At 66.3% G+C, this 25842-nt stretch carries 17 protein-coding genes; 12 read left to right on the top strand and 5 right to left on the bottom strand.

Annotated elements, in window-relative coordinates:
- Positions 1-519 precede the first annotated feature (519 nt).
- The 10 genes from ACFWO8_RS01245 (at position 520) to ACFWO8_RS01200 (ending at position 11681) form a co-directional block, all read left to right on the top strand.
- Entirely contained in the window at positions 520-1233 is a 714-nt protein-coding gene (locus tag ACFWO8_RS01245; RefSeq protein WP_378940495.1) for a LuxR C-terminal-related transcriptional regulator, read from the top strand.
- Positions 1234-1357: 124 nt separating this feature from the next.
- Positions 1358-2419: an LLM class flavin-dependent oxidoreductase gene (locus tag ACFWO8_RS01240; RefSeq protein WP_378943017.1), complete on the top strand. Its 1062-nt coding sequence runs from the start codon at positions 1358-1360 to the stop codon at positions 2417-2419.
- 2 nt (positions 2420-2421) lie between these two features.
- Positions 2422-3672 (top strand): MFS transporter, encoded by a 1251-nt coding sequence (locus tag ACFWO8_RS01235; RefSeq protein ID WP_378940494.1) that lies wholly within the window; start codon positions 2422-2424, stop codon positions 3670-3672.
- The gene (locus ACFWO8_RS01230; protein ID WP_378940493.1) at positions 3669-4157 is read left to right on the top strand and encodes a cobalamin B12-binding domain-containing protein; all 489 of its coding nucleotides are present in this window, start codon (positions 3669-3671) and stop codon (positions 4155-4157) included. Before ACFWO8_RS01235 ends, ACFWO8_RS01230 begins: the two co-directional genes overlap by 4 nt.
- Entirely contained in the window at positions 4157-5392 is a 1236-nt protein-coding gene (locus ACFWO8_RS01225) for an acetyl-CoA carboxylase biotin carboxylase subunit family protein (protein ID WP_378940492.1), read from the top strand. The genes ACFWO8_RS01230 and ACFWO8_RS01225 overlap by 1 nt, the downstream gene beginning before the upstream one ends.
- A complete protein-coding gene (locus tag ACFWO8_RS01220) occupies positions 5389-6870 on the top strand; it encodes a hypothetical protein (protein WP_378940491.1) in 1482 nt (493 codons plus the stop codon). Before ACFWO8_RS01225 ends, ACFWO8_RS01220 begins: the two co-directional genes overlap by 4 nt.
- A gap of 1 nt (position 6871) precedes the next feature.
- A complete protein-coding gene (locus tag ACFWO8_RS01215) occupies positions 6872-8134 on the top strand; it encodes a methylaspartate mutase (protein WP_378940490.1) in 1263 nt (420 codons plus the stop codon).
- A 38-nt stretch (positions 8135-8172) separates the two neighbouring features.
- Positions 8173-9381, top strand: a complete 1209-nt coding sequence (locus ACFWO8_RS01210; protein WP_378940489.1) for an ATP-grasp domain-containing protein — start codon at positions 8173-8175, stop codon at positions 9379-9381.
- 36 nt (positions 9382-9417) lie between these two features.
- A complete protein-coding gene (locus ACFWO8_RS01205) occupies positions 9418-10413 on the top strand; it encodes an asparagine synthetase A (RefSeq protein WP_378940488.1) in 996 nt (331 codons plus the stop codon).
- Positions 10410-11681, top strand: coding sequence for a glutamate synthase-related protein (locus ACFWO8_RS01200; protein WP_378940487.1), 1272 nt, complete (start codon positions 10410-10412; stop codon positions 11679-11681). The genes ACFWO8_RS01205 and ACFWO8_RS01200 overlap by 4 nt, the downstream gene beginning before the upstream one ends.
- Positions 11682-11685: 4 nt before the next feature.
- Here ACFWO8_RS01200 and ACFWO8_RS01195 read toward each other — a convergent pair whose 3' ends face one another.
- Positions 11686-12336, bottom strand: coding sequence for a TetR/AcrR family transcriptional regulator (locus ACFWO8_RS01195; RefSeq protein WP_378940486.1), 651 nt, complete (start codon positions 12334-12336; stop codon positions 11686-11688).
- 177 nt (positions 12337-12513) lie between these two features.
- Between ACFWO8_RS01195 and ACFWO8_RS01190 the strand changes: the two genes are divergently transcribed.
- Both ACFWO8_RS01190 and ACFWO8_RS01185 read left to right on the top strand, forming a co-directional pair.
- Positions 12514-13233 carry an alpha/beta fold hydrolase gene (locus ACFWO8_RS01190; protein ID WP_378940485.1) on the top strand — a complete coding sequence of 240 codons (720 nt, stop codon included), beginning with the start codon at positions 12514-12516 and terminating at the stop codon, positions 13231-13233.
- Positions 13234-13438: 205 nt separating this feature from the next.
- Positions 13439-14017, top strand: a complete 579-nt coding sequence (locus ACFWO8_RS01185) for a LuxR C-terminal-related transcriptional regulator (RefSeq protein WP_378940484.1) — start codon at positions 13439-13441, stop codon at positions 14015-14017.
- Positions 14018-14062: 45 nt separating this feature from the next.
- Here the strand turns inward: ACFWO8_RS01185 and ACFWO8_RS01180 are convergent, their stop codons facing one another.
- The 4 genes from ACFWO8_RS01180 to ACFWO8_RS01165 all read right to left on the bottom strand — a co-directional run bounded on the left by ACFWO8_RS01180 (position 14063) and on the right by ACFWO8_RS01165 (position 25757).
- Positions 14063-14542: a PaaI family thioesterase gene (locus ACFWO8_RS01180; RefSeq protein WP_378940483.1), complete on the bottom strand. Its 480-nt coding sequence runs from the start codon at positions 14540-14542 to the stop codon at positions 14063-14065.
- Positions 14543-14786: 244 nt separating this feature from the next.
- The gene (locus tag ACFWO8_RS01175; protein WP_378940482.1) at positions 14787-15695 is read right to left on the bottom strand and encodes an SDR family oxidoreductase; all 909 of its coding nucleotides are present in this window, start codon (positions 15693-15695) and stop codon (positions 14787-14789) included.
- A 26-nt stretch (positions 15696-15721) separates the two neighbouring features.
- Entirely contained in the window at positions 15722-17293 is a 1572-nt protein-coding gene (locus ACFWO8_RS01170; protein WP_378940481.1) for an NAD(P)/FAD-dependent oxidoreductase, read from the bottom strand.
- A gap of 34 nt (positions 17294-17327) precedes the next feature.
- Entirely contained in the window at positions 17328-25757 is an 8430-nt protein-coding gene (locus ACFWO8_RS01165) for an SDR family NAD(P)-dependent oxidoreductase (RefSeq protein ID WP_378940480.1), read from the bottom strand.
- Positions 25758-25842: the final 85 nt, after the last annotated feature.

The raw sequence follows: 25842 nt of genomic DNA, 5'->3' as shown, positions 1-25842 counted from the left end.
CTGGACGGGGGGATGCCTATCTCAGGGTCGCTGACCTACGCTTCAGTCAACCCGGTCAGAAATGCCAAGACATGGGATGAAAGGTGCGAGCGCACGGTGAATATGCCTATTCGTCCCGGTGAAATCCAGCTGGTGAACAATAATGTAATTGTGCACGCGCGTGCGGTATACGTGGATACCGATCGGGTGCGCAGGGAATTGCTGCGGATATGGCTCAACCTTTTCGATTCCCCTGTCCCGCCGGCCGGGGATGCCGCCCACGATACGGTGAGATCGGCTGTGCCGCATGGGATTTCATAGATTGGGACACTGTGGCACCGCGGGGAACAGCTGCGCACTCCCCCGGTCGGGGGGATGTCGGCTGATCACACGGCGCATATCCTTAGGTCGGATAAACGGATTTGTGAGCATTGATTGAATGCGCAGATATGACACGCGCTTCCCCGATGATGTGGTGATCGATGGCATCTGTCCAGCAACTGGATTCGCGCTTTGTCAGTACTGAGCTAAGGGGCTGGTATGTCGATTGCCGAGCTCGATCGTGTCTTCGGCGGAACCGAGCGTGTGTCGCCGCGGGAGCACACCATGCTGATCGCCTCGGATTCCCCGGCCACGCGGAGAAATTTCGAGCAGGTTCTCGGTGTCGACCAGCGGGTGGCACTCATCCGGACCTCGACCTGTCACGAACTGGTCGAGAACGCGCTGCGCTGTCGTCCCGACATCATCCTGCTCGAGGTGTCAGGAATACTCCGGCCGAGCCTCGGCGCGCTCATTCGCGAGCTGCGGTCACTGGATCACCCGCCGCGGGTCGCGCTGCTCGTGCCGCGCGGGACTCCCCACCCCGAGATCGCCTGTGTCGATGCCGTGTTGACAGCCGACTACGGCGTGCCCGCGGTGCTGGAGTCATTGGCGCTGGTGGCGACCGGTGTGATGGTCGCTGCGGCTCCGGTCATCCCCGCGGTGCGGCCGGCCTCGTCGGCGCAACTCGCCATGCGGCAACGATTATCGAGGCTGACCGAGCGGGAGCGGGAGATACTTCGGCTCATCGTCGGTGGGCTGTCGAACCGAGACGTCGGCGCCCGGCTGTTCATCAGCCCCGACACGGTGAAAGAACACGTCGGCCGGATCCTCGCCAAGCTCGACGTGGCGACCCGCGTCGAGGCCGCGGTCGCGGCGGTGCGGGCCGATCGCGGGCAGTGGGGCAGACCGCTCGAACACGTCGGCGCCCAATGACGATGAACAAGATCCCCCGATCGGGTGGATGTCGAATTCGGGCGAGCCGACTATTCTGAACTTGTCGAACCGGGAAATTGCGGCCGCGATAATATCGGAAATATAGAGAATTCTGAGGGTGCCGATGCTTCGTCCGCTGAGATTTCACTGGTGCTCGCCGCTCGACAGTGGCCAGCAAAAAGCCACCGATAAATATGATGTCGGAGCACTCGATTTCGGCGGAATCGTCGATTTCGCGCAAGAAGCCGATGCCCTCGGCGTCGATTCTTTGCTCATGGGAATCAGCTATCACATGCCGGACCCGCTGCCGATGATCGGCGCCCTGGTCCGGGAAACCGAGCGGGTGAAATTCATTCTCGCGTATCGGCCAGGGCTGCTGTCGCCGACACTGTTCACCCAGATCGTCAACACGGTGTCGTGGATGTCCGACGGCCGCATCTCGCTCAACCTGGTCGCCGGGATCTCCCCGGCCGAACAGGCCTACTACGGTGACTTCCTCGCCCACGACGCACGGTACGCGCGTTCGCGTGAGTTCCTCGATGTGCTGCACAGGTTTTGGCGGGGCGAGAGCCCGCTCACCTTCGACGGTGAGCACTACCGGATCGACCAGGCGCAACTCGGGCTCGGATACAAGGGCGGTGGCAGGCCCGAGATCTACATCAGTGGCGCTTCGGAGGTGGCTCAGGAAACCGCCATCGAACACGGTGACTGCTGGCTTCGCTATGGCGACACCCCCGATGGCATCGCCGTGGCCGCACAACCGGTGCTACACAAGGCAACCCGAGTCGGCATCCGCATGCATGTGCTGGCGCGGGAGACCCGGGCCGAGGCGCTGACCGACCTGGCCGCGACGATGCGTGATCCGGACGAGGATCATCGCGCGTGGGTGGAGCAATTCGTGGCTACGTCCGATTCCCACGCGGTCAAGACCTCGTTCCGTCTCGCCGAGGAGGCGGACGACGACTGGCTCTCGCCGATGATCTACTCCGGCGCCGTTGCCTACCGGGGCGGACCCGCGCTGTGCGTGGTCGGCAGCTATGCCGAGGTCGCTGAGTACCTCGTGCGATACAAGGCCGCGGGGGTCAGCGAGTTCATCTTCTCGGGGTGGCCGACGCGCACCGAAATGCGCACCTTCTACACCCATGTCCTGCCACTCATCCGGGAGCGCGAGCAGGCGGAGCAGTAGCGATGACATCGCCGTCGGCCCCGGCGCGTGATCGGGGACTGTTCGCCTTCGGCGTCCTGCTCGGCCTGATCGCCGAACAGGTTGTGCTGTTCGCGGTTCCGCTGCTCATCTTCCAGGATACGAAGTCGCTGGTCGGCCTCGGCATCGCGTTCGCGCTGGAGTGGCTACCCAGTCTGCTGGCCTACCCGTTCGCCGGGTTGCTGGCCGACCGCGACGGCGGCGCCCGGCTCTTTCGGCGGGTCAGCGTCGCCCGAGCCGTGATCCTGTGCGGCGTCGGCGCGATCTGCTTGGCTTTTCCGTCCTGGACGACCCCTGCCCTGATGATCGGTGGCGGGTTCCTGTCGCTGTGCATGGCGCCGACCCGCATGTCGGTCGAGAAGATGGTGCCGCGGCTGGCCGTCGAGGATCGGGTCGCGACGATGCAGTCGCTCGTGCAGAACATGGAGCTGCTGGCCATGGCGATCGGGCCCGCCGCGGCGGCGCTGGCGGCGGTGTATCTGGGCAAGGTGTGGCTGCTGGGGGTGGCCGCCGCGGTATTCCTGATCAGTGCGGCGTGCTGGTTGCCGCTCCCACGTGGCGCGGTACAGGCCGTCGTGAACGGATCGGCGCGCGCGATCGCGCACGATCTCGGCATCGGCTGGCGGCTACTGGCAGGCAACCGTCCGGTGCTGCTGCTCGGAATTCTGAACTTCGCCATCAACCTGTCGGTCGCGGCCTTGCTCACCTGCAATGTCGCCCTGGTGACGGGGGTCTTTCACGCGGCGGAGTCCGCCTACGGACTACTCAACACCGCCGTCGGCGTGGTGGGTCTGCTGAATCTGCTGATGATTCCGTTCCTGGTGCGACGCTTCGGGATCGGCATGATCGCGGTCACGGGATTCACGGTGCTGTGCGCGGCGCTGTTGCTCGTCGGCGCCGCGGCGGCCTTCTCCGTCTACGCGGTGGGATTCGTCGCGGTGATCGCGGGGGTGGCGATCTACAACGTCTACAACCGGACTCAGCGCTTGAAGGTCATCCCGCATGAGCATCTCGGCAAGGTCATGGGTCCCTTCTATTTGCTCAACCTCCTGTCCTACCCGATCGCGGGCGTGTTGGTAGCGACCGTGGGTACCGCGGTGGGAGCGCAGCGCCTGATCCTCGGGCTGGCGATCGGGCTGTGCCTGTTCGGCTCGATCTTCCTTCCGCTCACGATGGCGAGTTTCCGCGCGGCGATCGCCGCCCGATCGAGCACGCCGGTTGGAGTTCCCTCATGAACGCACGATTTCGATGCGTGCTCAGCACCGTCGAATCCGATTCGCACATCTGGAATCTGGTCTACCTGCAGAAGGTGCTCGAAGAGCAGGGCGCCTCGGTCCGCAACCTCGGGCCGTGCACGCCGATCGACGAGGTCGTGCAGGCGGTCGCCGTGGATCACCCGGACCTGCTGGTTGTCTCGAGCGTGAACGGTCACGGGTACCACGGTGCCAGTGAGCTGTTGACGGCTCTGCGCGCGCGGGGTCTCACCGTCCCCTGCGTGGTCGGCGGCAAGCTGACCACCGCGATGTCAGCCGGCGACCAGGTGCGGCGCGAACTGCTGGCCCTGGGCTATCTCGATGTCTTCACCAGCGACGACGCGATCGAGAACTTCCGTCGCTTCTTGAATCATGGTGTGGTATCGAACTTTTCGTCCTGGCAGGCAGCGGCCGCCGTGGTTCCGCCTTGGGACAGCAGTCCCGTGCTGACACCGGAGGTGTCCTGATGCATATCGTCGTAGTCAATCGGTGGCCTCGATTCGCCGACGGAGTGCGTTGGGACAACGAACTCACCCGGTATGAGGACTTCCTCGACCATGTCGGCAACCAGGTGAGCTACATCGTCGATGGCGCCGGCGCCGCGGGTGTCCTGGTGGGGGAGCCGCTGATCGCTCATCTCGAACAGGTCGAGGACGTCAATGATGTGGATCTGCTGCGCGCCGCGGTCCGGCGGACGGCCGAGCGGGTGGGTCGGGTCGACCGTCTGATCGCGTTGTCGGAGTTCACCCTCGGCGTCGCGGCGAAGGTTCGCGAGGATCTCGCGATTCCGGGACCGACCACCGCGGAGGTCGCTCGATACCGGGACAAAGTGCGGATGAAGCAGGTACTGGCGGATGCCGGAATCCGGGTGCCCCGCTTCGCGTCCTGCGAGAGTCCGCGGCAGGTGCGGGCCTTCGCGCACAGGTCCGGATTTCCGGTGGTGCTCAAACCCGTCGACGGCGCGGCCAGTATCGGCGTGCACAAGGTGGCGGATCCGGCGGCACTCGACCGGGTGTTGCCGTCGATCGAGCTGTCGGGGTACGAGATCGAGGAATTCGTCGACGGCGCCATCTACCACGTGGACGGTTACGCCGATGGCGCGTCGCGGATCGACTTCCAGGTGGTTTCCCGATACGTCAACGATTGTCTGTCGTTCGTCGGCGGTGCGCCGCTGGGGTCGGTGGTCGTGCAGCGATCGGAACTGCGCACCCGCATCGAGGAATTCACCCAGCGGTGTATCGACGTACTCGCCTTGCGAACCACCCCGTTTCATCTCGAACTGTTCGTGACCGCCGATGCCGAGTTGGTGTTCCTCGAGGTCGGCGGACGGGTGGGTGGGTCCGAGGTTCCCCACCTGCTGAACAAGCTCTTCGGCGTCAATCTCTACGAGGTGTGGCTCAAAGCGCTTGCCGAGCAGCCGGTCCCGCTCCTGGTCAAGGTCGGCGATCCCTCCGGCGGCTGGCTGGTGGTGCCGAAACCCGACCGGTGCGTGCGTGTCGTCGAGGCGGTCTCCATGCGCGCCGAGGTGCCGATCATCTGGCGCGAACTGCTGCCCGCGCCCGGTGAGGTGCTGGGTCAGGGCGGTTCCTACGACGCCGTGCACTCCGGCCGGTTCATCGTGCTGCACGACAGCGAACACGAGGCCGAGGCCGGCATCCGAAAGATCATCGACGACTTCTGCTTCGAGGCGGTACCGGTATGACCGAGCACGACGACCTGAATCTGTTCCAGCGCTTGATCGGCCACCTGTCCGATGTCGAGCGGCGCGGCGTCGACGCTGTCGGCGCGGCACTGATCGACGCGGCCGGTGGCATCGACCGCATCGGTGACTACAAGGTCATGGTCGCCTACGGTGGTGGCAAGGACAGCACCTATGTCGTCGCCATCGTCCGCGCTGTCCAGTTGCGCTTGCAGCTCGACCACGGGCGCACCTTCACGATGCGGGTGGCGAATATGCGACACGCCGGTGTGCCCACCGCGGTGATGGAGAACATCGACCGGGTGTACGCGGCGTTGCGGATGCTCGACGACGACCGCGCCGAACTCCTCACCGTCGACCGCACCGAGATCCGCCGGTTCCGGGTCGACCTGCCGTTGCCGGAGAGCGTGGTCACCGTCAATCGGCTCGACGTGCTCATGAACGGCCACCGCTCGGCCGGGGACGGACGGCCGACGTTCTGCAACAGCTGCAATCTCGCGGTCGCGGACTTCTACGGTCGGGCGGGCTGGTGGGACGGGGGAGTCGACGCGATCATGACCGGCGACTCCCGACGTGAGCAGGCGCTGTACGCCGCGTGGATTCGACGGCTGGCTCGCGCAACCGGCGTCGAGCCGGATCGTGGTGGGGCACTGGACTTCTCCCAGCTGTTGACCGCGCTCCGCGGCATCGGTGACGCGTACTACCGCGAGCTGTTCGGCGATGGTGACGACGCGGTGCTGGCCGAGCGTTCGGTAGCCGTCGGCAACCGGACGCTACAGCCGCGCTTCGTCTCCATCTACGACGTGGTCAGCTATCGCGTGCACGATCACTGGGACCTGATCGTCGACTTCCTCGGTTTCCGGTTCGACGACCTGGCCTTCAGCTTCACCGAGTCCGATTGCGCGAACCCGACGCTGATGGCTCATCTGCGTGGACTGCGGGCCGAGCTGGTCGACGGACGTGGCTACGCGGCCGGAATCGGCGAGTACCTCGAGTTCGCCGAGGCGATGATGCGCAAGAAGGAGATGCCCGACCGGCTCATCGATCTTGCTCTCGGCCGGTACGACTCGCCGGCGAAGATCAGCGAACGGCGAACCATCGCCGCGGACTACGCCCTGCGGGCCTTCGGCCTCTCGGAGTCGGCACTGGCGGCAATCGTCTTCTCCCCCTTCACCGACCAGGGGAAGCGCCTGGCGGCCTTCCTCCGACGTTGCCATGCCGACCATCTCGGCAGGCTGGACCGGTATCACGCCGCCTTGCGCGCCGAGCCGGGCACCGAATCCGAAGCCGACTGGCTCGCGGAGGTGTCCGGGCTGCCTATCGAGCTGCTGCGCACGCTGTACCACGATGCCCTGGTCGATTTCTCCCGACGCGACACCGTCATGGCGCGGGTGCGTTCCGGTGATCCGCACAAACAGGAGGTGCGGACGGTCGATCCGCGTACGGGCGCGCCCGTTGTCGAGCTGATCTCGGGGCGCTGACGTGCGCGGCCGATTCGATCGCTTCATCGCCGACAGCGCTCGTCGCGATCGGTTGGTCGTCCAGCCGCGGATGGGATTCGGGCGTCCCGAGGCCATGCGGGCCGGGCTGGCCGAGCTCGGGCTGCTGGACTTCCCGGTCGCCGCAACACTGACCGTGGACAGCTACACCCGTGTCGGCGACCACCGGACTCCGCTGGCGCAGCTCGCTGCGGGCATCGAGCTGAACGGCTACCCGCTGGTGTCCCATCCGGTCGAGGTCACCCGGGCCATGCTCGATCAGCTGCCCGGTCCGGCATTCCCGGTGCAGGTGCGGCACGGCACCGCACTGCCGCTGCCCATCTTCCGCCGACTGGTCGAGGTCGGCTTGGATGCCACCGAGGGCGGGCCGGTGTCCTATTGCCTGCCGTACAGCCGGCTGCCGCTCGCGCACACCGTCGCCGCGTGGTCGGAAGGCTGCCGATTCCTGGCGGGTGAAACCGAGTCGTGCCATATCGAGAGTTTCGGTGGATGTCTGCTGGGGCAATTGTGCCCGCCGTCGCTGCTGGTGGCGATGACCGTGCTGGAGGGGTGTTTCTTCCGGCAGCACGGAATCCGGCATCTGTCCCTCAGCTACGCCCAGGGGACCCTGCCCGAACAGGACCGGGGGGCGCTGCTGGCCTTACGGCAGCTGGCGCAGGACTACCTGGCCGACACGACCTGGCACCTCGTGGCTTACACCTACATGGGGTTGTTCCCCAGGACTCCGGACGGGGCCACCCGATTGATCCGCGACAGTGCCAGGCTGGCGCGTGATGCCGGGTGCGAGCGGTTGATCGTGAAAACGGTATCGGAGGCATGGCAGATTCCGTCCGTGTCGGAGAATGTGGCCGCCCTGAGGCTGGCGTCGGCGGAATCGGCCGGTCCGCGCGCCCGCGCCGCAGCGGCCGACTTCGGCTACCGCGAGGAGATCCTGGCCGAGGCACGGCTGCTGATCGACGCCGTACTCGGCCTCCATCGTGACGTCGGCACCGCCTTGGTCGAGGCCTTCGCCCGGGGCCTGCTCGACGTTCCGTTCTGCTTGCACCAGGACAACGCCGGAGCCACGACCTGCCTGATCGACGATCGAGGTGCCTTGGTCTGGGGTTCGCGGGGCCGACTCCCGTTGCCCGCCGAGTCCGCCCGTGCCGGGCCGGGCGACCTGACCTCGGACCGGCTGTTCGGCATGCTCAACCATGTCGCGCGCCACTACGACCGCCTACCCGACCACGCACTGGACCCACGATGATCGGGGACAGGAGCAGGGCCCGCCCCACCATGGTTTTGGTGGACGCGCTGTCCACCGGCGCGTTGCTCGCCGAGCGTGCTGCGGCCGACTACCGCTTGGTGCACGTGCGATCACGCCCGGAACTGCCCGAGGTCTTCGCCGCGAGCCTGCCCACCGATCTCTTCGCGGCGGACCTGAGCTACGCCGACAACGGCGGTGATGTCCTGTACCGGCTCGCGGAAGACGATCCGGTGGCCGTGATCCCGGCCAGCGAATTCGGTGTCGAAGCCGCCGACGAGATCGCGGACAAACTCGGTGTGCGCGGCAACGACCCGGCGTTTTCCCAGTTCCGGCGGGACAAGTTCCAGATGCACGCCGCCGTGGCCGCGGCGGGTCTGCGGACCGCGCGACAGTATCGAAGCCGCGATGCCGACGCCGTGCTGCGGTGGCGCCGCGACGCGGGACCACAGCGCATGGTGGTCAAGCCGTTGGACAGCGCGGGATCCGACGACGTCTTCGTGTGCGAGACCGATGATGATGTGCGCGCGGCGGTCTCGACCATCCTGGGTAAGACGAACCTGATGCTTCGGGCCAATAGCGCCGTGCTCGCCCAGGAATATCTCGACGGCGACGAATTCGTCGTCAACTCGGTCAGCCGGGACGGAACGCACTGGTTCACCGATGCGTGGATCAGCCACAAGCGGACGGTGGCGGGCAGGCACAGAATCTATGATTTCGAGGAGCTGCTCTCCCCGGATGACGGACGGCTGCCCGCGATACTCGCTTACGTCCGAGGCTGTCTGGACGCACTGGGCATAGTCAACGGACCCGCGCACACCGAGCTGATCCAGACCGGCGACGGCCCGGTGCTGCTCGAGACCGGGGCCAGACTGTCGGGGTTGGCCAACCCCGCGGCACTGGATCGGTGCACGGGCGCCAATCAGGTCGACCTGACCTTGGACTGCTACGCCGGGTCCGGCCGGGCGTTGGCCCGGCGGCCGTCGGTGTACGTCCGCCGGGCGGCGGCCCGGTGCGTCAATCTCATCGCCCACCGACAGCTTCCGTTTCCCCGGGCGAGGCTCGCCGAGGAGCTGGCCCGGCTGCCCGGGTTCGAGAGCGTGCGCTTTCGGCTGGGTGAGCGGGAACCGACCACCCCGACGGTCGACCTCAACTCCGCGCCGGGCGCGGTGTTCTTCGTCGACCGCGACGCCGCGCGGATACAGAAATCCTATGCAGCTCTACGGCGACTCGAACACCGTGTGCTGTAGCCGACCAACCGATCATGGTTCGTTCAGGGAGATAGTGTGAGTGCCGAATCGACGCCGACCGTTCCGCCGACCCCGTATACCCACCTGACCTCGCCACGGACGATCGCGGCTCTGACGCTGCAGCAGAGCTTCCTCGCCGGAGCGCGCGAATTCCTCACGGCGGAAGGATTCACCGAACTGCTGCCACCGATCATCGGTCCGGTGACCGACCCGGGCGCGCGCGGTGCCAAGCAGGTCGACATCGATTACTACGGCCATCGGTACAAGCTGATGACCAGCGGGATCCTCTACAAGCAGGCATCGTTGCTCAGCTTCGACAAGATCTTCTGCGTGGCGCCCAATGTCCGGCTCGAACCACTGGAGACAGCGGTGACCCACCGGCACCTGGTGGAGTTCCATCAACTCGATGTGGAGTTCGCCGGGGGGTCTCGTGACGAGGCGATGGCGCTGGCCGAACGGCTGACCCGGCATTGTGTGGCGCACGTGCTGGCGACGAGCGGCCGGGAACTCGAGGTTCTCGGCCGAGACCGGTCCGAGCTCGCGAAGACGGTCGCTCGACCCTACGGGCGGCTCCGGCACGCGGAGGTGGTCGCCGAACTGCGCCAGCTCGGACACCCGCACGATGACTTCACCGAAATCGACTGGCGCGGTGAGGAACTCATCTCAGCGACGAGGAGCGGCCCGTTCTTCGTCACCGACTATCCGAAAGGGTCACGGGGCTTCTACGACCGGGAGTCCCCCCAGGAACTCGGGGTGCTGCGCAACTTCGACCTGATCTTCTCCGCCGGGTTCGGAGAAATGATGAGCGGCAGTGAGCGGGAAACGGACTATGGCCGGGTGCTGCGGCGAATCAGGGAGACCGGTGAGAATCCCGCGAAATACGAGTGGTATCTCACGCTGGTCCGGGCCGGGCTGCCGCCCAGTGCCGGATTCGGGCTCGGTGTCGAGCGGTTCACCCGGTTCCTCGGCGGGCTGGATGCGGTCTGGCAGGCCACGGCCTATCCCAAGCTGCCAGGGCAGGCGCGGCCGTGACCGGGTCCGACGGTGTGGCATCGGCCCTGTCCGCGACCGGATTCCCGGAGCACGAGGTACGCCGCCGCGCGCGGATGGGGCGCGGCGCGGCCTTTCCCGCCATGGCCGACTACGGTTCGGCGCTGTTCGGGGAGCGTGCGCCCAGCGCACCGACCGACGCGCTCGATCGCGCACGGCTGGTACCGCCGATCTTCGTCCCGAAGCGGATGGCAGCGCTGATCGAACTCGGTCGCGAACCGCTTCCGGGCGACGTGGACCTCACCACCGTGATCGGTGGGTTGAACGCGACATCGCCGATCTACATCTCGGCATTCGGCTCGACCGCGGCCGCTTCGGGTGATCTGGGCATCGCGGTCGCAGCACAGGCCGCCGCGGCGGGGATTCCCATGGTGATCGGCGAGAACATCGTCCCCGTGGCCGGATACGGCAGGGTGACCGACGAGGAAGCGAGCTCCCTGCTGTCGCGGATCGCCGAGTACGCCGCCTCGGTGCCCGACGGGATCGGCGGTGTCGTCGTGCAGCAGAGCACCGAAGACGCCGACGCCGAGGTGTGGAACCTGGTCTACAGCGATCCCACGGCCACGGCGCTGTCGGCGACCGGTCGGCTGGCGTTCGAGCTCAAGGTCGGTCAGGGCGCCAAGCCTGGTCTGGGGGGCATGACCATGGTGTCGCGAGCACAGGCGAAACACCTTGCGGCGCAGTATGACCTGGTCGACATCTACGGTGGCGCGCAGACGCCCGTCTTGCGCTGCGGCACACCGGGCACCTTCGACGACGAGATCCTGCGACGACAGATCCTGTTGATGCGCAACAACTATCCGCGGTGCCGAGTGTGGGTGAAGCTACCGCCTGCCCGCGATGTGCATCTGGCGGCGGCCCTCGCCTGGGCGGCCGGTGCCGACGCGGTCACCGTCGACGGTGCCGAGGGCGGGACCGGCTGGGCGCCACTGGGATTTCTCGGTCAGGTCGGCTTGCCGTTGGCGGAATGCCTGCGCCGCATCGATGTCCGGGACAACAGCTTGCTGGCGTCGGGCCGGATCTGGGAGGGCGGTCGAGCGGTGAAATGCCTTGCCCTCGGTGCGTCGGCCGTCGGCCTCGGACGCGCGGCGCTGATCGCGGCCGACGAGGACCCCGACCGGGGTTTGATCGCGCTGCTCGATTGCTTGGCATTCGAGTTACGTCTCATGATCAGCGCGCTCGGCTGCTATCGAGTCGGTGATCTCGGAGCCGAGGATGTCTGGTTTCCCGGCGCGGACGAGCCGAGCTGAACGCCTACCCCCGTTCCCGGGCGGGGGAGGATTCCCCGGACGCCGGTGCGGGGAGCTCGATGTCGAGGATTCGGGCCAGATTGATGGTCCACCATCGGAGCTGAGGCTGCCAGTCCTCGGCATCGGGTCCGGTGAGCCCGGCGCTACGACGGAAGACCGCCCCGTAGGCGGATTCCGTCGCCACGGCGTGGTGCAGTGCCGCGACGGCGAGTCGGGTGTCGTCGACGGGGATGCCCGCGCCCTTGTCAGGGCGCAGCGCATGCAGCGCCTCGACAACCGGATTCAGCATCCCGGATCCGGGATCCCGCCATCCGGCGGCGTGCAGCGCGATCGCCAGCTCGCCATAGCCCTGCCGATAGAACGCCGCGAGGGTTTCCACGAATCCACCGAGGTCCGCCGGCTGGACCAGACAGGATTGCACCACCTGTTGCAGTCCTGATCCGACTTTGGTGCCGCCGTGGTGCAGCAAGGCTTCCAAGAGGCCATCGCGAGTCCCGAAGTGGTATCCGAGACCCGCGTCGGTCATGCCGACGCTAGCGGCGACGGCGCGGACGTGAACAGCGGAGACGCCGCCTTCTGCCAGGAGGTGCTCGGCGGCATCCAGGATCAGGCGCCGCGCCTCCTCCGGCGTGCGGCGCACACGGGGAGCAGTCATATCGCCACCTTACCTTGACGGGTCAAAGTAATCGGCTTAGGCTACGACCTGGCGGGTTTCGACGGGGAAACTGCGCGCATGATCACCGTAACTTGTTGCCGGATAGTGCATTACGCATTCACTGCTTTTGTCGGGTCGAACCTTCGACGACGACGTGGGCAACGCGGAAGGCCTCACATGAACGATTCCATGACCCGCGATCTACGGCAGATCGAACGCCCCGACGGCACGATCCTGCGTGGGCAGGCGGTCGGTTCGGGGCCGACTGTCCTGCTACTACATGCCGGTGGTGAGCGATCCCATGTCTGGGAGCCGGTGGTCGGCAGGCTTGTCACGGCGGGCTATCGGTGCGTCGCCTTCGATCTGCGGGGGCACGGCGACAGCGGCGGTTCCGCGCGGTCGACGGCGATGTGCGCCGCCGACGTCGCCGCGATGGTGCGCACCGAACTGTCCGGATGCATTGTTGTCGGGGCGTCCCTGGGGGGACTCGCCGCGCTGGTCGCCCTCGAGGACACCGAAGTGCGCGCCCGGGTCGGTGGCTTGGTGCTGGTCGATGTCGTGCCAACCATGAATCCCGCCCGCGTACTCGAATTCCTCACCGCGACAACCACACACGGCCCGTATGCCGAGCTCGTCGACGACGTCCTCGCGCATATGCCACAGCTTCGGCGGGCCGCCGATGTCCTTGACGTGCCCGTCCTGCTGGTGCGGGCCGATGGCAGAACACCGGTTGCCGACGACGACGTCGAGGGATTTCTGCGCTTGGCGCCGCACGCCACGGTCATCCAGATCCTGGGCGCCGGGCACCTGGTGGCCAGGGAGCGTCCCGAGGATCTCGCCGAGATCATCGCCCGGTGGCCGCCACTGGCGCTCCAGCGATATCTCCGGCTCGGTTGACTCGCCGGCCGGTCCACCACTGAACCGACCTCTCTCAGTACACGTCGTCATCTCAGGTCAAGGGTCTATGAAATTGGCTGCGAGTCCGGAACCGAAGATCCCGAAATCCCACCCGACGAGAGTCGCCGCGACCGACACCGCCGGTCGCGCTGTCCCGCGACTACCGTGCTGTCGCATCATGGTCGCCGAGTCCAGCTGCCACGCAATGAATATCGACTTCCTGCAGGCGATCAGGCCGAATCGGCAGATCGCGTTGGCCCCGATCTCGGGGATGGTGGAAAAGGCCACGAGGTGGCAGCCCGACATCGTGCTGCTCGACGCGGCGACGGGCCCGGAAGCCGCACTCGTCTCCGTTGTGCGGGGCTTGCGCGCACTCGACCAGCGACCGCTCATCGCGCTGCTCGTCCCCCAGGACACCGCGCGAACGACGCTCGAGGTCGACGTGTTGTTGGCAGCGGATTTCCACGCCAAGGCAATACTCGATGCGCTGGATGTGGCGGCCTCGGGAATAATCGTCGCCACCACGAATGTCGAGCAGGCGGATCGCATCGAACCGGACCACATTGCCTACCGGCGTCTTTCGCTGCTGACGGGTCGCGAAAAAGAGATCCTTGTGCTCATCGTCGACGGGCTGTCCAATCGTGAAGTCGGCGCCCGGCTTTTCATCAGTGCGGATACCGTGAAAGAACATGTGAGCAGGATTCTCGCCAAGCTCCAGGTGAGTAGTCGAATCGCGGCGGCAGTCGTCGCGGTACGCGCGGAATCATGGCGGTTGTCAGCCTGAACAGACGCTGTACTACCGGGTGGTAGTACAGCGTCTATTCGGTCGTCAGGAATTCGGCAACTGCATGACCTGGATCGTCGAGATCGCTGTGGCCGCGAGTTTGTTGTTCCCGTTGTGTGCCTCGGCGGCGAGGTAGATCACCGATCGGCCGGGCTTGCGCACCGTGGCGTTCAAGGTCAGGCGTTCGCCGACGAATACCGGGCGCATGAAGTGCGTTGTCAGTTCCATCGTGGTCGTCGGGTTCTTCGAGGTCAGATAGCTGAGTGGGGCCATCAGGTCGTCGAACATGGCGGCGAGGAAACCGCCCTGGAGCAGGCCCATGACATTGCCGTACTGTGCCGGGATCTCGACTGTCGCCGAGAGTGATTGTCCGACGACGAATTCCTCGTACTGCAAGCCGAGGGTCGTGGTCGACGGCGGCGGCAGCTTCAGCTCGATTCCCGGCGGAATCGGAAGGTTATCGAATGCGGTGATCGCATGCTTGACGATCGCATCGTGTCCGGTGATGACGGTTTCCTCGGCCATGAACAGCTCCTCTATCGCATCGGACTATTTATCGGGGCGTGTGTTTTTCGGTTCCGGTAGCCATGGTCGGGTCCATCAACGGAATCGGGGGAATTCCAGGCCATGGTACGGGCCGTCGCGCCGACGTCAACACTGCGGAAGTTGCAGTGCCACTACGCATTTCCCATGACAAGCCTACCTGAATTAAGGCCGGGAAATGCGCAGCTCGGTGACATCGCGTTCGGATCGGCGGCCCAGCTGAATGTCACGCGCCAGGCGACGCCTTCGCACCGGTGGCGGCGGCCAGCGCGGAGAAGTACATCTGCTGGGCGACCTCGGCGATCAGGTCCCAGCGTTCCCACGTCATCGGGGTCGGCTCGGTATCGGGGACGAACCGGTACCGCGACAGGTCGGTCATCCCCTTGAACTGAGCCAGGACGTCGTCGTCCATCAGCGCGTTTCCGGTGAATGTCGCCGGGTCCTGTTCCAGTACAGCCAGGATGGCATCGACGACGATGTCCTCGGTCCGCCAATCCGACGGGCTGCCGATGCCGAGATTCTGGGTCGCGAGGGTGCCGATCAGCGTGCGCGTCCAGATCGTGTTGCAGGCGATGCCGTCTGCCGCGACCTCCTTTCCCAGGCCGAGGGTCAGCAGGGTGGCGTTGAGTTTCGACGACATGTAGGCCACCTTGCCGCCCATGTGCTGTATGCCCTCCGGATCCAGCGGGGGGCTCAGGTTGACGATGTGGCCCCACCCGCCTTGCCGCATGTGCGGAATACAGTGGTGCGCCAGCAGGAATGGCGCCCTGGCGTTGATCGCCATCACCAGGTCGTATCGCTTGTGCGGGGTGTGCTCGACCGACTGCAGCCACATGGCACCCGCGTTGTTGACCAGGATGTCGAGCCGGCCGAACCGTTCCATCGTCTGGTCCACCAGGTTCTTCAAGTCCGCCTCGTCGCGGACGTCGCAGCGCACGCCGAGGGCCTGTGCGCCCCGTTCTTCGATTTCCCGCACCGTATCCGGCACGCTGCCCGGCAGTCGTCCACCGGCTTCCATCGTCTTCGCACCGATGACGATGGACACGCCGCGTTCGGCGAGCGCCAGCGCCAGCGCCTTACCGATTCCGCGACTGCCCCCGGTGATGACGGCTACCCGGCCTTCGAACTGTGTCACTTTCCGCTCCTGTTCGGTCTGTTCGGTCACCGGCTGCCGACGGCTGCCGGTGACCTTGTCGGCAGGTCGAACCGCGCGCCGACCTCTTGCTCGAAGGAGTCCGCCCACGCTTCCAGCCGGTCGACATTGCGTCGCATGTCACGGAACGTCTGATCGGCGGTCTTCTCGGTGAGCAGGTCGAGGTGTAGTTGCGCGCAGATCGGCACCTTGCTGTATTCCACGAACAAGTACTTGTCCGGCTGCGTGGCCTGCGCGCCGAAAGCGCGCAGATTCGCCTGCATGCGCGCCTGAATTCCCTTGAATCGGGTAGCTATCGGGTGGAATTCGGCCGCCGCGTCTTCGTTGCCGATCAGCCCTCTGAACAGCAGTTGCGAAGGCAGTGCCCAGTAGAACGAGGTATCCCACATCACCTTCGTGAACATGGCGGGGGCGCTGCCGAAAATCGAGTAGTTCTGGTGGTACATCCCCAGATAGTTGGGCCACATGTCCTCGAGCATCAACCGATTGAAGGTCTGGGCGACCTCCGCGGTCAGCCGGCCTCGGCGATCGAGTTCGATCATGCGCGTCGTGATCGTGTTCGTGTAGGCGATGTAGTCCGACCCCGGGCTGTAGAAGGCATCGAGGAAGATGCCTGCCTCGCCGACGCAGGCCCACCGCTGGTGGGAGAAGATCTGCTCGGAGCCGTAACTGGCGTTGCGCACCTGCAAGAAGTCGAGCTGTTCGGCACCATCGATGAACGCGGCCAGTGTCGGCTCGTGCTCGCCGATCCAGTTCCTGGCCTTTTTCTCGGTCCCGTAGGTGCTGAACGGATGGATCGTGTCGTCGGTGACGATGCCGACGCTGGTGTTCCCGGAAGACAGCGGGATCATCCACACCCAGTACCCGGTACCCATCAAATGATTGGTGGAGAACCATCGGCGTTCCTGCGTGGGCGGGCGCCACGCGGGGTTCGTGGTATCGGTCATTCGTTCGACGTCGTACTCGCCGCGGAAGCGCCACCACGCCGCATTGATCTTGTGCGGGCTCGGCGCGCTCAGGCCGAGTTTGCGCTGCAACAACCGCTGACGACCGGAGGCGTCGACGACGAAGCGCGCCCGCACCTGCTGTTCGCCGCTCTCGCCGTCCACTTCGAAGCGCACGATATGGTCCGCGTCGGAGTCCGAGAGCTCGATGTCGAGTACCTTCGCCTGCTCGATGAGCTCGGTCCCGAGCTCGTGGACGCCTTCGCGCAGGTCTCGTTCGAATCTGCCGCGGTCGATCTGGTAAGACGTCACCCGCGGAAACCGCCGGGCTCCCAGCTCCGGCCGAATCTCGAGCGGGCCCTGCGAATCTCCGAAGAACATTCGAAGTCCGAGTTTGTGCAGGTGCCGTCGATTCAAGTACCCGGTAAGGCCGAGTTGTTCGCCGAAGTAGTGGGCACCTCCCTCGACCGTCGCCTCACCCACCTTGAACGCGCCGTCCGGGATCCCGTGCCCGCTGCGTTCCAAGACCAGCACCGAGAGGTCGGGCATGGTCCGCGCGAGCTGTCGTGACAGTGTCAGTCCCGCCAGACCGCCACCGCAGATCACGACGTCGTACCGTTTCGTCTGCTCCATCATTGTTCCCCGTTCGAGATGTTGGAAAGTGTTCGGCTCAGCGCCCGTACGCCAGGCTGGTGAAATTCGGGAAGGTGTCCTCGACGGACAGTTCCTCGGCGAGCGTGCGCAGCACACCCGGGTCCGCGTTCTGGATGAACAGGTGCCCGCCGGGCACGGTCGACAGCGAGAACCCGCCGCTGGTCAACTTGCCCCAGCCCTGCATCTGGTCGTCGTCGAACACCGGGTCGTCGGCGCCGCGCAGCACCGAGATCGGGGCACGCAGCGTATATCCGTTCTCGAATCGGTAGTCGCCGAGCATTGTCAGATCCGCCCGGATCGACGGCAGCCAATGCAGGATCGACGCTTCCTCGGCCACCGGAATGTCGAGCAGCTTGTTGTCGCGCAGGACCTCGAGTACCTGACTGTCGGAGGCCATGTCGAGATCGAAGCCGTCGCGGATGTGGGCCAGATTCCGCACGTACTTCTCGACCAGCGTCGGCGCCGGCCAGCCACCGATAACGAGCTTCATCGGCACCTCGTTGTAGTGCTGTTCGAGGTATTTGGCGAGCTCGTAGGCGAGCAGCCCGCCCATGCTGTGCCCGTAGATCACAAAGGTCCGGTCGAGGTGGGGCAGCATGGCCTCGGCCAGTTGCGCGACGAACTCCGGCATCGCATCGACCGGAACGTCGCCGAGTCGCTCCTCGCGGCCGGGGAACTGGATTCCCACCGTCTCGACCGAGTCGGGCAGGTAGCCGGGCCACGGCGTGAACACCGAGGCGCCACCACCGACGAAGGGCAGCGCGAACAGCCGTATCGAGGCGGTGTTGGACCGGCCGACCACGGTGCGGATCCAGCGTTCCGGGCCGGTGGCCGGCGCCGCCGACGGCGCGACACCGAGGGATTCGCCGTGGACCTGCGCGAGGACTTCCTCGGCCAGTTCGGTGATCGTCGGACCGCGCATCAGGCCCATGGTCGGGAAGTCGATCTCCAGGTGCTTGGCCAGCATGTTGCGGATCTGGCCGGCCATCAGCGAGTCCATCCCGAGATCGGTGAGCCCGACATCGCGGGCCAAGCGCTCGACGGGCATGTCGAAGATCCGTGAGATCTGCTGTGCCAGAGCTGTTGTCAGTCGTGGCAGACGATCGTCGCCGGTGAGCTCGAACAACTCCGCGCGCAGTCCCTCGGTGCCGAACGCGGCAGCCGAACCCGCGGTGTCCTGCGTCGCGAGATGCGCCAGCCGCGGTGAACTGCGCACGATCGGCATGACCTGATTCATCTTGGCCCAGTTCACCCCGAAGACGCTGGCGCGTTCGACGCCCTGAACCAGGCAGCGGCCGATGAAATCGAGCGCGTGGTCCGGCGAGATCGGCGTCCATCCCAGCCAGGACAGCGTGTCGAGCTTGTTGCGCGCGACGAACCCGACTTCGGCGATCGCACCCCAGTTCACGGTCAGCGCGGGCAGTCCGAGTTGGTGGCGATGGACGGCCAGCGCGTCCAGGAACCCGTTGGCCGCAGCGTAATTGGCCTGTCCCGGCGTGCCGACATTCCAGCTCATCGACGAGAACATCACGAACGCGTCCAGGTCGAGCGCCCGGGTGTGGGTGTGCAGATGCCAGGCGCCGTCGACCTTCGGCCGCACCGCCCGCAGGAACTCCTCCTCGGTCATGGTCGCGAGCGGGCCGTCGGCGATGACCATGGCGGCGTGGTAGACACCGCGCAGCGGCGGAAGCGTCGATACCCGCTCGAGCAGGTTCACGACCTCGGCTTCGACCGAGACGTCAGCTCGTTCGAGCACCACGTCGACGCCCGCGGCGCGCAGGCCGGCGATCTGCTGCTCGTTCTCGGCGTCCACCTGCGCTCGGCGGCCGACCAGCACGATGGTGCGTGCGCCCTTGCCGGCGAGCCACTGTGCGGTGCGCAGACCGAAACCGGTGTAGCCACCGGTGATCAGGTAGGTGCCGTTGGCATCGAACGATTCCGCGCCGGTGGTGCCCGGATGGACCAGCACCTCGGTGTCGGCGCCGAATTCGACGACAACTTTGCCGATCTGGTTGGCTCCCGCCATGTACCGGAAGGCCGAAGTCACCTGCGCGGCAGCGAAATCGGTGTGCGGCAAGCGGGGCAGTGTGCCCGCGGCGACGTGCTCGAGGACCGCGGTCATCGCCTCGCGACACCGGGCGGGCGACTCGAGCAACATGCGGTCGATGTCGACCGCCGAGTAGCTCAGGTTGTTGCCGAACGGCTTCAACCCCAGCTTGTAGTCCTCGTAGATGTCCTTCTTGCCGATCTCGATGAACCGGCCGTGCGGGTGCAGCAGCTCCAGACTCTTCGGAATGGTCTCGCCCTGTAGCGAATTCAGCACGATGTCGACACCGTCGAAGCGCGCGCGGATGTCGTCGGCGAAGGACAGCGAACGAGAATCGAAGACCCCCTCCACACCGAGCGAGCTCAGGTATTCCCGCTTCTCCGGGCTGCCCGCGGTCGCGAGAACCGTCGCGCCCAGCCGCTGCGCGATGTGGAGCGCGGCCAGGCCGACACCACCGGCGGCGGCGTGCACCAGCACTCGATCGCCCGCCCGCAAACGGCCCACCTCGACCAAGGCGTACCACGCGGTCAGATAGGCCATCGGCAGCGTCGCGGCGTCGGCGGCAGACAGGTTCGCCGGTGCCGGGTAGACATGCTGCGCGGGGGTGACCACCGCGGAACCGAAACAACCACGGGCGAAGGCGATCACCTCGTCACCGGGGGCGAAGTCGGTGACCTGCGAGCCGACCTGGATGACGCGGCCGGCGCATTCCACGCCGATGTTCCTGTCGTAGAAGCCACCGGAGACCGCGCCTTCGGACAGCATGCCGAGGGTCAGCATGATGTCGCGGAAATTCAGGCCGGTCGCCGCCGGGCGGATGGCGACATCGTGCGGGCCGAGGGCAGGCAGTGGCCGGCTCTCGTAGCGGAGTTCGTCGATTCCGGGTGTCGCGGGAACAGCCAGGACGAACGGACGCTCGTCGGATGCGGTGGTGGCAATCGCGGTCGAGGCCTCGAACTCGGCGAGGGACAGATGCTCGAAGCGGTCGATGAAGCGGGCCGCACCGCGGTAGGCGACCTCTTCCTCCCGCGTCCGCACGTGCAGCAGTTCGTCGAACAGTTGCGCCGAGCGAGCGTCGGCTCCCGCGGCCGGATCGAAGTCGATGATCTTGGCCCGGAGGGTGCTGTGCTCGCTGAGCAGGACCCGCAGGATGCCCCAGCTCGGCAGCTGGGACGGCGCGGTGCGATCGGTTGGCACGACGACCGGACCACCGGCCGTCGCCACCCAGAACCGCGGCGCGACTGCCCAATCCAGCTGATCGACCGCCTGCGCCGCCGCGATCACGCTGTACGCGCCGTGCCGCTCCACCTCGGCGAGCAGCTCGGCCGTGAGGTCGGTCCCGGCGAAGTCCAGGTTCCACAGGTGCAGGACACCGGCCACCGTGCCCGCCGCGTCCCGCACCTGCTCCAGCACGCGCCGGAGGTCTGTGGCGCTGGTCGGGTCGACCTGGAAGCTGTGGTCGTCGAGCTGTTCGAAGGACGCTGCGCGAGTGACCACCACACTGCCCGCCCCGGCCTCATCGAGCCGCGCGAGGAAGTCCTCGGCGACGCCATCGGCGTCGGCCAGCACCACCCACGGGCCCGGCTCGATGCGCGGCTGATGGGGTGCGAGGTCCCGGTGCGGTGCCCGCGCCGCGATCACCGAGCAGCCGGTCTGTTCGCTACCGGTCATATCGGAGAAGATCTGGACGTGTTCGAAGCCGACGGTGGGCAGGAACTCCTGCCAGGTGGCCTCCGACAGCAACGGATAGTGGGGTCGCAGGTCGTGGTCGGTGAACCGCCACCACCCGTCGGTCATGCCGAAGGTCAGGTCGACCCAGTGCGGTGGGTTGGTCTCCTCGACGACGAGCATCAGTCCGCCGGAGGTGAGGAGCTGGTCGACATTGCCGAGCGTGACACGAAGATCCTCGGTGGCGTGCAGAACGTTCGCCGCGACGACGATGTCGAAGTAGTGCTGGTCGAAGCCTTGCTCGGCGATGTCTTTCTCGATGTCGAGGATTCGGTAGTCCACGAAGTCGAACTCGGCGAAACGCTGTCGCGCCTTGTTCAGGAACAGCTGGCCGATATCGGTGAAGATGTATTCCGCGCGGTCGGCCGGGAGTTCGTTGAGGATCCAGCCTGTGGTGCCCGCCGTGCCCGCGCCGATCTCGAGCACCCGGAGGGGCCGGTCGGCCGGCAGGGCCCGCACTGCCTCGGCGATCAGCTTCGCGACCGTGCGATTGCACCGCTCGAACGAGAACGAGGTCTCGTAGAGATCGACCACGGATTGGTACTCGTGCTGCGGAAAGATCAGCTCGATCGGATTGACCTCGTCGCGAAGGACGGCGGCCTGCTCGGTGCCGCAGCGCTCCAGCACCGCGTACTCGGCCTCGCATTCGGGATGCTGCGCGCGCAATCTCGCGAGCACGGCCGCGGTGTCCACTCGCTGGGGGACCGTCCGCAGTTGCCAGTGGTCGCCGTCGCTGCCGGTGATCTCGTGCCGGGACAGCAGTTCCAGCAGGCGGGCGAGGTAGTCGCGGTGTTTGTCGTGCACGCCCAGCTCGTGCGCGATCTCATCGAGGGAGAATCGCCGGCCGAGGGCGAAGTCCATGCCGAGCTGATGGAATGCCTCGGTCACGTAGGCGACGCAGAGCTCGTTCATCGCCGCTTCGGTGGTCGCGTGGTACTCACGGTTGAGCGACCACGCGCGGACCTCGTCGAGAACCGGGTCGACCGCGGTTGCCAGCACCTCGGTGCTCGGCACGAAATCGGCGGGCAGCAGCGTCTTCACGCGCACCGGCGCCGCGTGCCACCGATACTCGTAGAGCCATTGCAGGAGCGTGTCGCGATCCTCGGTCGGCTGAGTGATCGATTTGCCTTTGAATCCTTCGAAGTGGGCCACCAGCGTGCCGTCTTCGTTGAGCAGCCACAGATCGCCCTCGCAGTAGGCGGGGTCGTCGAGGATGTTGGCCTGCCCGTAGCAGTACACGCGCTTGCCCGCCGCGGCGTGGAAACTGAATCGCTTGATGTCGAACGGGATGTAGAGCGTCTTGTCATCGTTGTTCGGGTCGTTGCCCATCGCGATGGACAGCGACTGGAAGCAGGCATCGAGCAGTGCCGGATGGATCATGTGGCGCGACGCCTCGTCACGGATGGCGTCCGGGGTATCGATGCGCCCGAGCGAGCAGAGCTCGCCGTAGCGCAGCTGGGTGATAGCCCGGAAGGTCGGGCCGAGCATGAGGCCGTTGTTCCGGAATTTCGCGAAGACCTTGCCCGGGTCGAATTCGAGCGGGCATTGCGCATCGAGGTCGGCGAACGGCACGGGCAGTTCGGTGTCGGGGGCGCCGCGGCGCACGGTACCGGACGAGTGCAGGATCCAATCCTTGTCACCGTCCTGCAGGCTGTACACCCCGAAGTGCATCGAGGCGGTCATCACCACCTGGACCCGAGGGGCGGGCCGGTCGTCGAAGATGAAGAGCGGACGGCGGAATTCGACATTCTCGATCGAGTACTTGTCCGGTCCGAACGCTTCCGTCAAGCAGCCGACGACGAGGTCGAGATGGCCCGCGCCGGGGAACACGATGGGTCCCTGGACCCGGTGGTCGTCGAGCCACGGGAACGTCGCGGTGTCCATCGTCAGTTCCCAGACGTGCTTGTCGGGTTCGTCGGCGACGGGTGTGCGGGTTCCGACGAGCGGATGCCCCAGCGAGGGAAAACGCGCGCCGCGCGAGACCGGGGTTTCCAGCCAATAGGTTTCGCGCTGCCAGGGATAGAACGGCACCGGCACGCGCCCGGCGTCATCGGCGAAAACGGTCGCCCAGGCCGGGTCGTACCCGGCGGTGTACAGCGCGGCCAATGACGACAGCAGGGTGGCACGATCGCTCTGCTTCCGATGCAGCGACGGCACCGTGAGGCCGGACGCCTGCTGCTTGTCCAGCAGTTCGGCGATGGCGGTCGAGTGGATGGGATGCGGGCCCAGCTCGATGAAGGTCCGGTGCTGATCGCCGATGAGGCGGTCGAGGGTGGGGGCGAACCGGACGGGTTCGCGGATATTGCGCCACCAGTACTCGGCGTCGAGCGCGCCGGCCGCGACCACGTCGGCCGTCACCGTCGAATACATCGGCACCGTCGCCGGACCCGAGGTGATGCCCGCCAGCGAGGAGAGCAGTTCCTCGCGCAGGGGATCCATGTGGTGGCTGTGGAAGGCGACGCGCACCTGGAGCATGCGGCAGAAGATCCGATCCTGCTCCAGTGCGCCCTTGATCTCCTCGAGCGCATCGGGATCGCCTGCCAGCGCGGTCGATTCCAGACCGTTGAGCGCCGCGATCTCGACCCGCCCGCGATAGCCGGTGATGCGTTGCGCCGCCGCGTGATGCGGTAGGCCGACGGCCAGCATCGTGCCCTTGCCGGAGGCCCGCTGCTGGACCCGGCTGCGGTGGAAGATCACCCGCACCGCGTCCTCGAACGACAGCGCGCCCGAGACGGCGGCGGCCGCCACCTCACCGATACTGTGACCGACGACGGCGTCCGCGACGATGCCCCAGCTCTGCCAGAGCTCGGCCAGGCCGAGCTGGACCGCGAAGACCGCGGGTTGCGCGATGTATGTCTCACCGATTCGGCTGTCGGCTTCATCGCGGCCGAGTTCTTCGAGCACACTCCACGTGGCGTGCTTGCGCAGCTCGGTGTCCACGCGCTCGACGGTCCGGCGGAACACCGGATTCTGGGCGAGCAGTTCGCGCGCCATCGCCCACCACTGCGGGCCCTGCCCGGAGAACACGAAGACCGTCTTCGCGCCCGGTGTCTTCCCGCTACCGCGCAGTGCTGCGAACTCGGTGTCCTTCGCCGTGTCCCGCAGGGCATCTCGCAATTCCGCGACCGACGAGCACACCAGGGCCAGTCGCTGGTCGTAATGCGATCGGGTTCGTGCCTGCGCCGACGCGATCGCCGTCAGCCCGAGCGCGGCAGTGTCGGGTGCGGCCAGGAAATCGGCGTAGTTCTCGGCATAGGCGCGCAGCGCTTCCCCGGTCTTGGCGCTGAGGGCGAACACCACCGGCACCGCGTCGGCGGGTTCGGCCACCGGTGCGGTGGCCGGTGGGGACGCCAGGACCACGTGCGCGTTGGATCCGCCGAAGCCGAACGAGTTCACGCCCGCGACCCGGGGTCCGGTCGTTGGCCACGGCTGGCGGGTCTGCGCGAGCCGCAAGCCGAGTTCGTCGAAGGAAATTGCCGGATTCGGCTCTTCCGCATGCAGATTCGCGGGAATCTCGCCGCTGTCGACGATCAGGCACGCCTTGATGATGCCGACCATGCCCGCCGCCGACTCGAGGTGGCCGACGTTCGACTTCACCGCGCCGACGACGCAGGCGTTCGCGCCGCTGCGCCCGGCCCCGAGCGCCTTGCCCAGCGCGCGCGCCTCGATGGGATCACCGACGGGGGTACCGGTTCCATGGGCTTCGATGTAGCCGACCTCGGCGGGATCGACGCCCGCGTCACGGCACGCGTCCAGGATCATCTCCGCTTGCGCGTGCTCGCTGGGGACCGAAATGCCGGTGGTGCGACCATCCTGATTCGTCGCGCTACCGCGGAGTACCGCGTAGATGCGGTCGCCGTCGGCGACGGCCGCGGACACCGGCTTGAGCACGATCGTGCCCGAGCCCTCACTGCGGATGTAGCCGTCGCCGGATTTGCTGAACGACTGGCACCGGCCCTCGGGCGACAGGAAGGTGCCCTGGCTGAACCCGATCGAGGCCTCGGGCAGCAACAGGGTGCTGACGCCACCGACGATCGCCATCGTCGCCTCACCGGAGCGGATACTGCGGATCGCCAGATGAATCGCGACCAGCGACGACGAACAGGCCGTGTCCACGGTCATGCTCGGTCCTCGAAGATCGAGCAGATATGACACACGGTTGGCCACAATGCAATTCGTGACGCCGGTCATCGTGTGACCGCCGATCAGATTCCGGTTCTCCGGATTGAGCGCGATGATGCCGTAGTCGTGTCCGGAGACACCCGCGTAGACCGCCACCTTCTCGCCCGCGATGTCCTCGGGCACGATTCCCGCGTCCTGCAGGGCCTCCCAGGTGGTTTCCAGGAACAGTCGCTGTTGTGGGTCGATCCGGGCGGCCTCGGTCGGGGTGATGCCGAAGAAGTGCGCGTCGAACGACGAGACATCGTCGAGGTAGCCGCCCGTGCGGGTGCGCATGTGCCCCGGCCTGCCCGCATCGTGGTCGTAGAAGGCGGTGGCATTCCACCGGTCCGCCGGAACCTCGCGGACCGCGTCACGTTCATCGATCAACAGTTGCCAGAATTCGCGCACAGTGCGAACATTTCCGGGGAAACGGCAACCGATTCCCACGACGGCGATTCCCTCGTGCGTAGCCGCAACGGGATCGGTCGGGGCATTGTGGATGGAATTCATTTGCTGACCTCATTCGTGGCGAAATATCGATCGACGGCACACGCGTTGTTTTCACTGCAGCGGAGAAATCGACTGCTTCTGGTGG

Origin of the sequence: Nocardia sp. NPDC058480, from assembly GCF_042720495.1 — a bacterium.
GTDB lineage: Bacteria > Actinomycetota > Actinomycetes > Mycobacteriales > Mycobacteriaceae > Nocardia.
The sequence above is the reverse complement of the archived record's forward strand: the minus strand, read 5'-3'. Positions and strand labels throughout refer to the sequence as shown.

Excerpts from the sequence above, each read along its gene's own strand:
- ACFWO8_RS01245 (WP_378940495.1), top strand. The coding sequence starts at position 520 with ATGTCGATTGCCGAGCTCGATCGTGTCTTCGGCGGAACCGAGCGTGTG.
- ACFWO8_RS01240 (WP_378943017.1), top strand. The coding sequence starts at position 1,358 with ATGCTTCGTCCGCTGAGATTTCACTGGTGCTCGCCGCTCGACAGTGGC.
- ACFWO8_RS01235 (WP_378940494.1), top strand. The coding sequence starts at position 2,422 with ATGACATCGCCGTCGGCCCCGGCGCGTGATCGGGGACTGTTCGCCTTC.
- ACFWO8_RS01230 (WP_378940493.1), top strand. The coding sequence starts at position 3,669 with ATGAACGCACGATTTCGATGCGTGCTCAGCACCGTCGAATCCGATTCG.
- ACFWO8_RS01225 (WP_378940492.1), top strand. The coding sequence starts at position 4,157 with ATGCATATCGTCGTAGTCAATCGGTGGCCTCGATTCGCCGACGGAGTG.
- ACFWO8_RS01220 (WP_378940491.1), top strand. The coding sequence starts at position 5,389 with ATGACCGAGCACGACGACCTGAATCTGTTCCAGCGCTTGATCGGCCAC.
- ACFWO8_RS01195 (WP_378940486.1), bottom strand. The coding sequence starts at position 12,336 with ATGACTGCTCCCCGTGTGCGCCGCACGCCGGAGGAGGCGCGGCGCCTG.
- ACFWO8_RS01190 (WP_378940485.1), top strand. The coding sequence starts at position 12,514 with ATGAACGATTCCATGACCCGCGATCTACGGCAGATCGAACGCCCCGAC.
- ACFWO8_RS01185 (WP_378940484.1), top strand. The coding sequence starts at position 13,439 with ATGAATATCGACTTCCTGCAGGCGATCAGGCCGAATCGGCAGATCGCG.
- ACFWO8_RS01180 (WP_378940483.1), bottom strand. The coding sequence starts at position 14,542 with ATGGCCGAGGAAACCGTCATCACCGGACACGATGCGATCGTCAAGCAT.
- ACFWO8_RS01170 (WP_378940481.1), bottom strand. The coding sequence starts at position 17,293 with ATGATGGAGCAGACGAAACGGTACGACGTCGTGATCTGCGGTGGCGGT.
- ACFWO8_RS01165 (WP_378940480.1), bottom strand. The coding sequence starts at position 25,757 with ATGAATTCCATCCACAATGCCCCGACCGATCCCGTTGCGGCTACGCAC.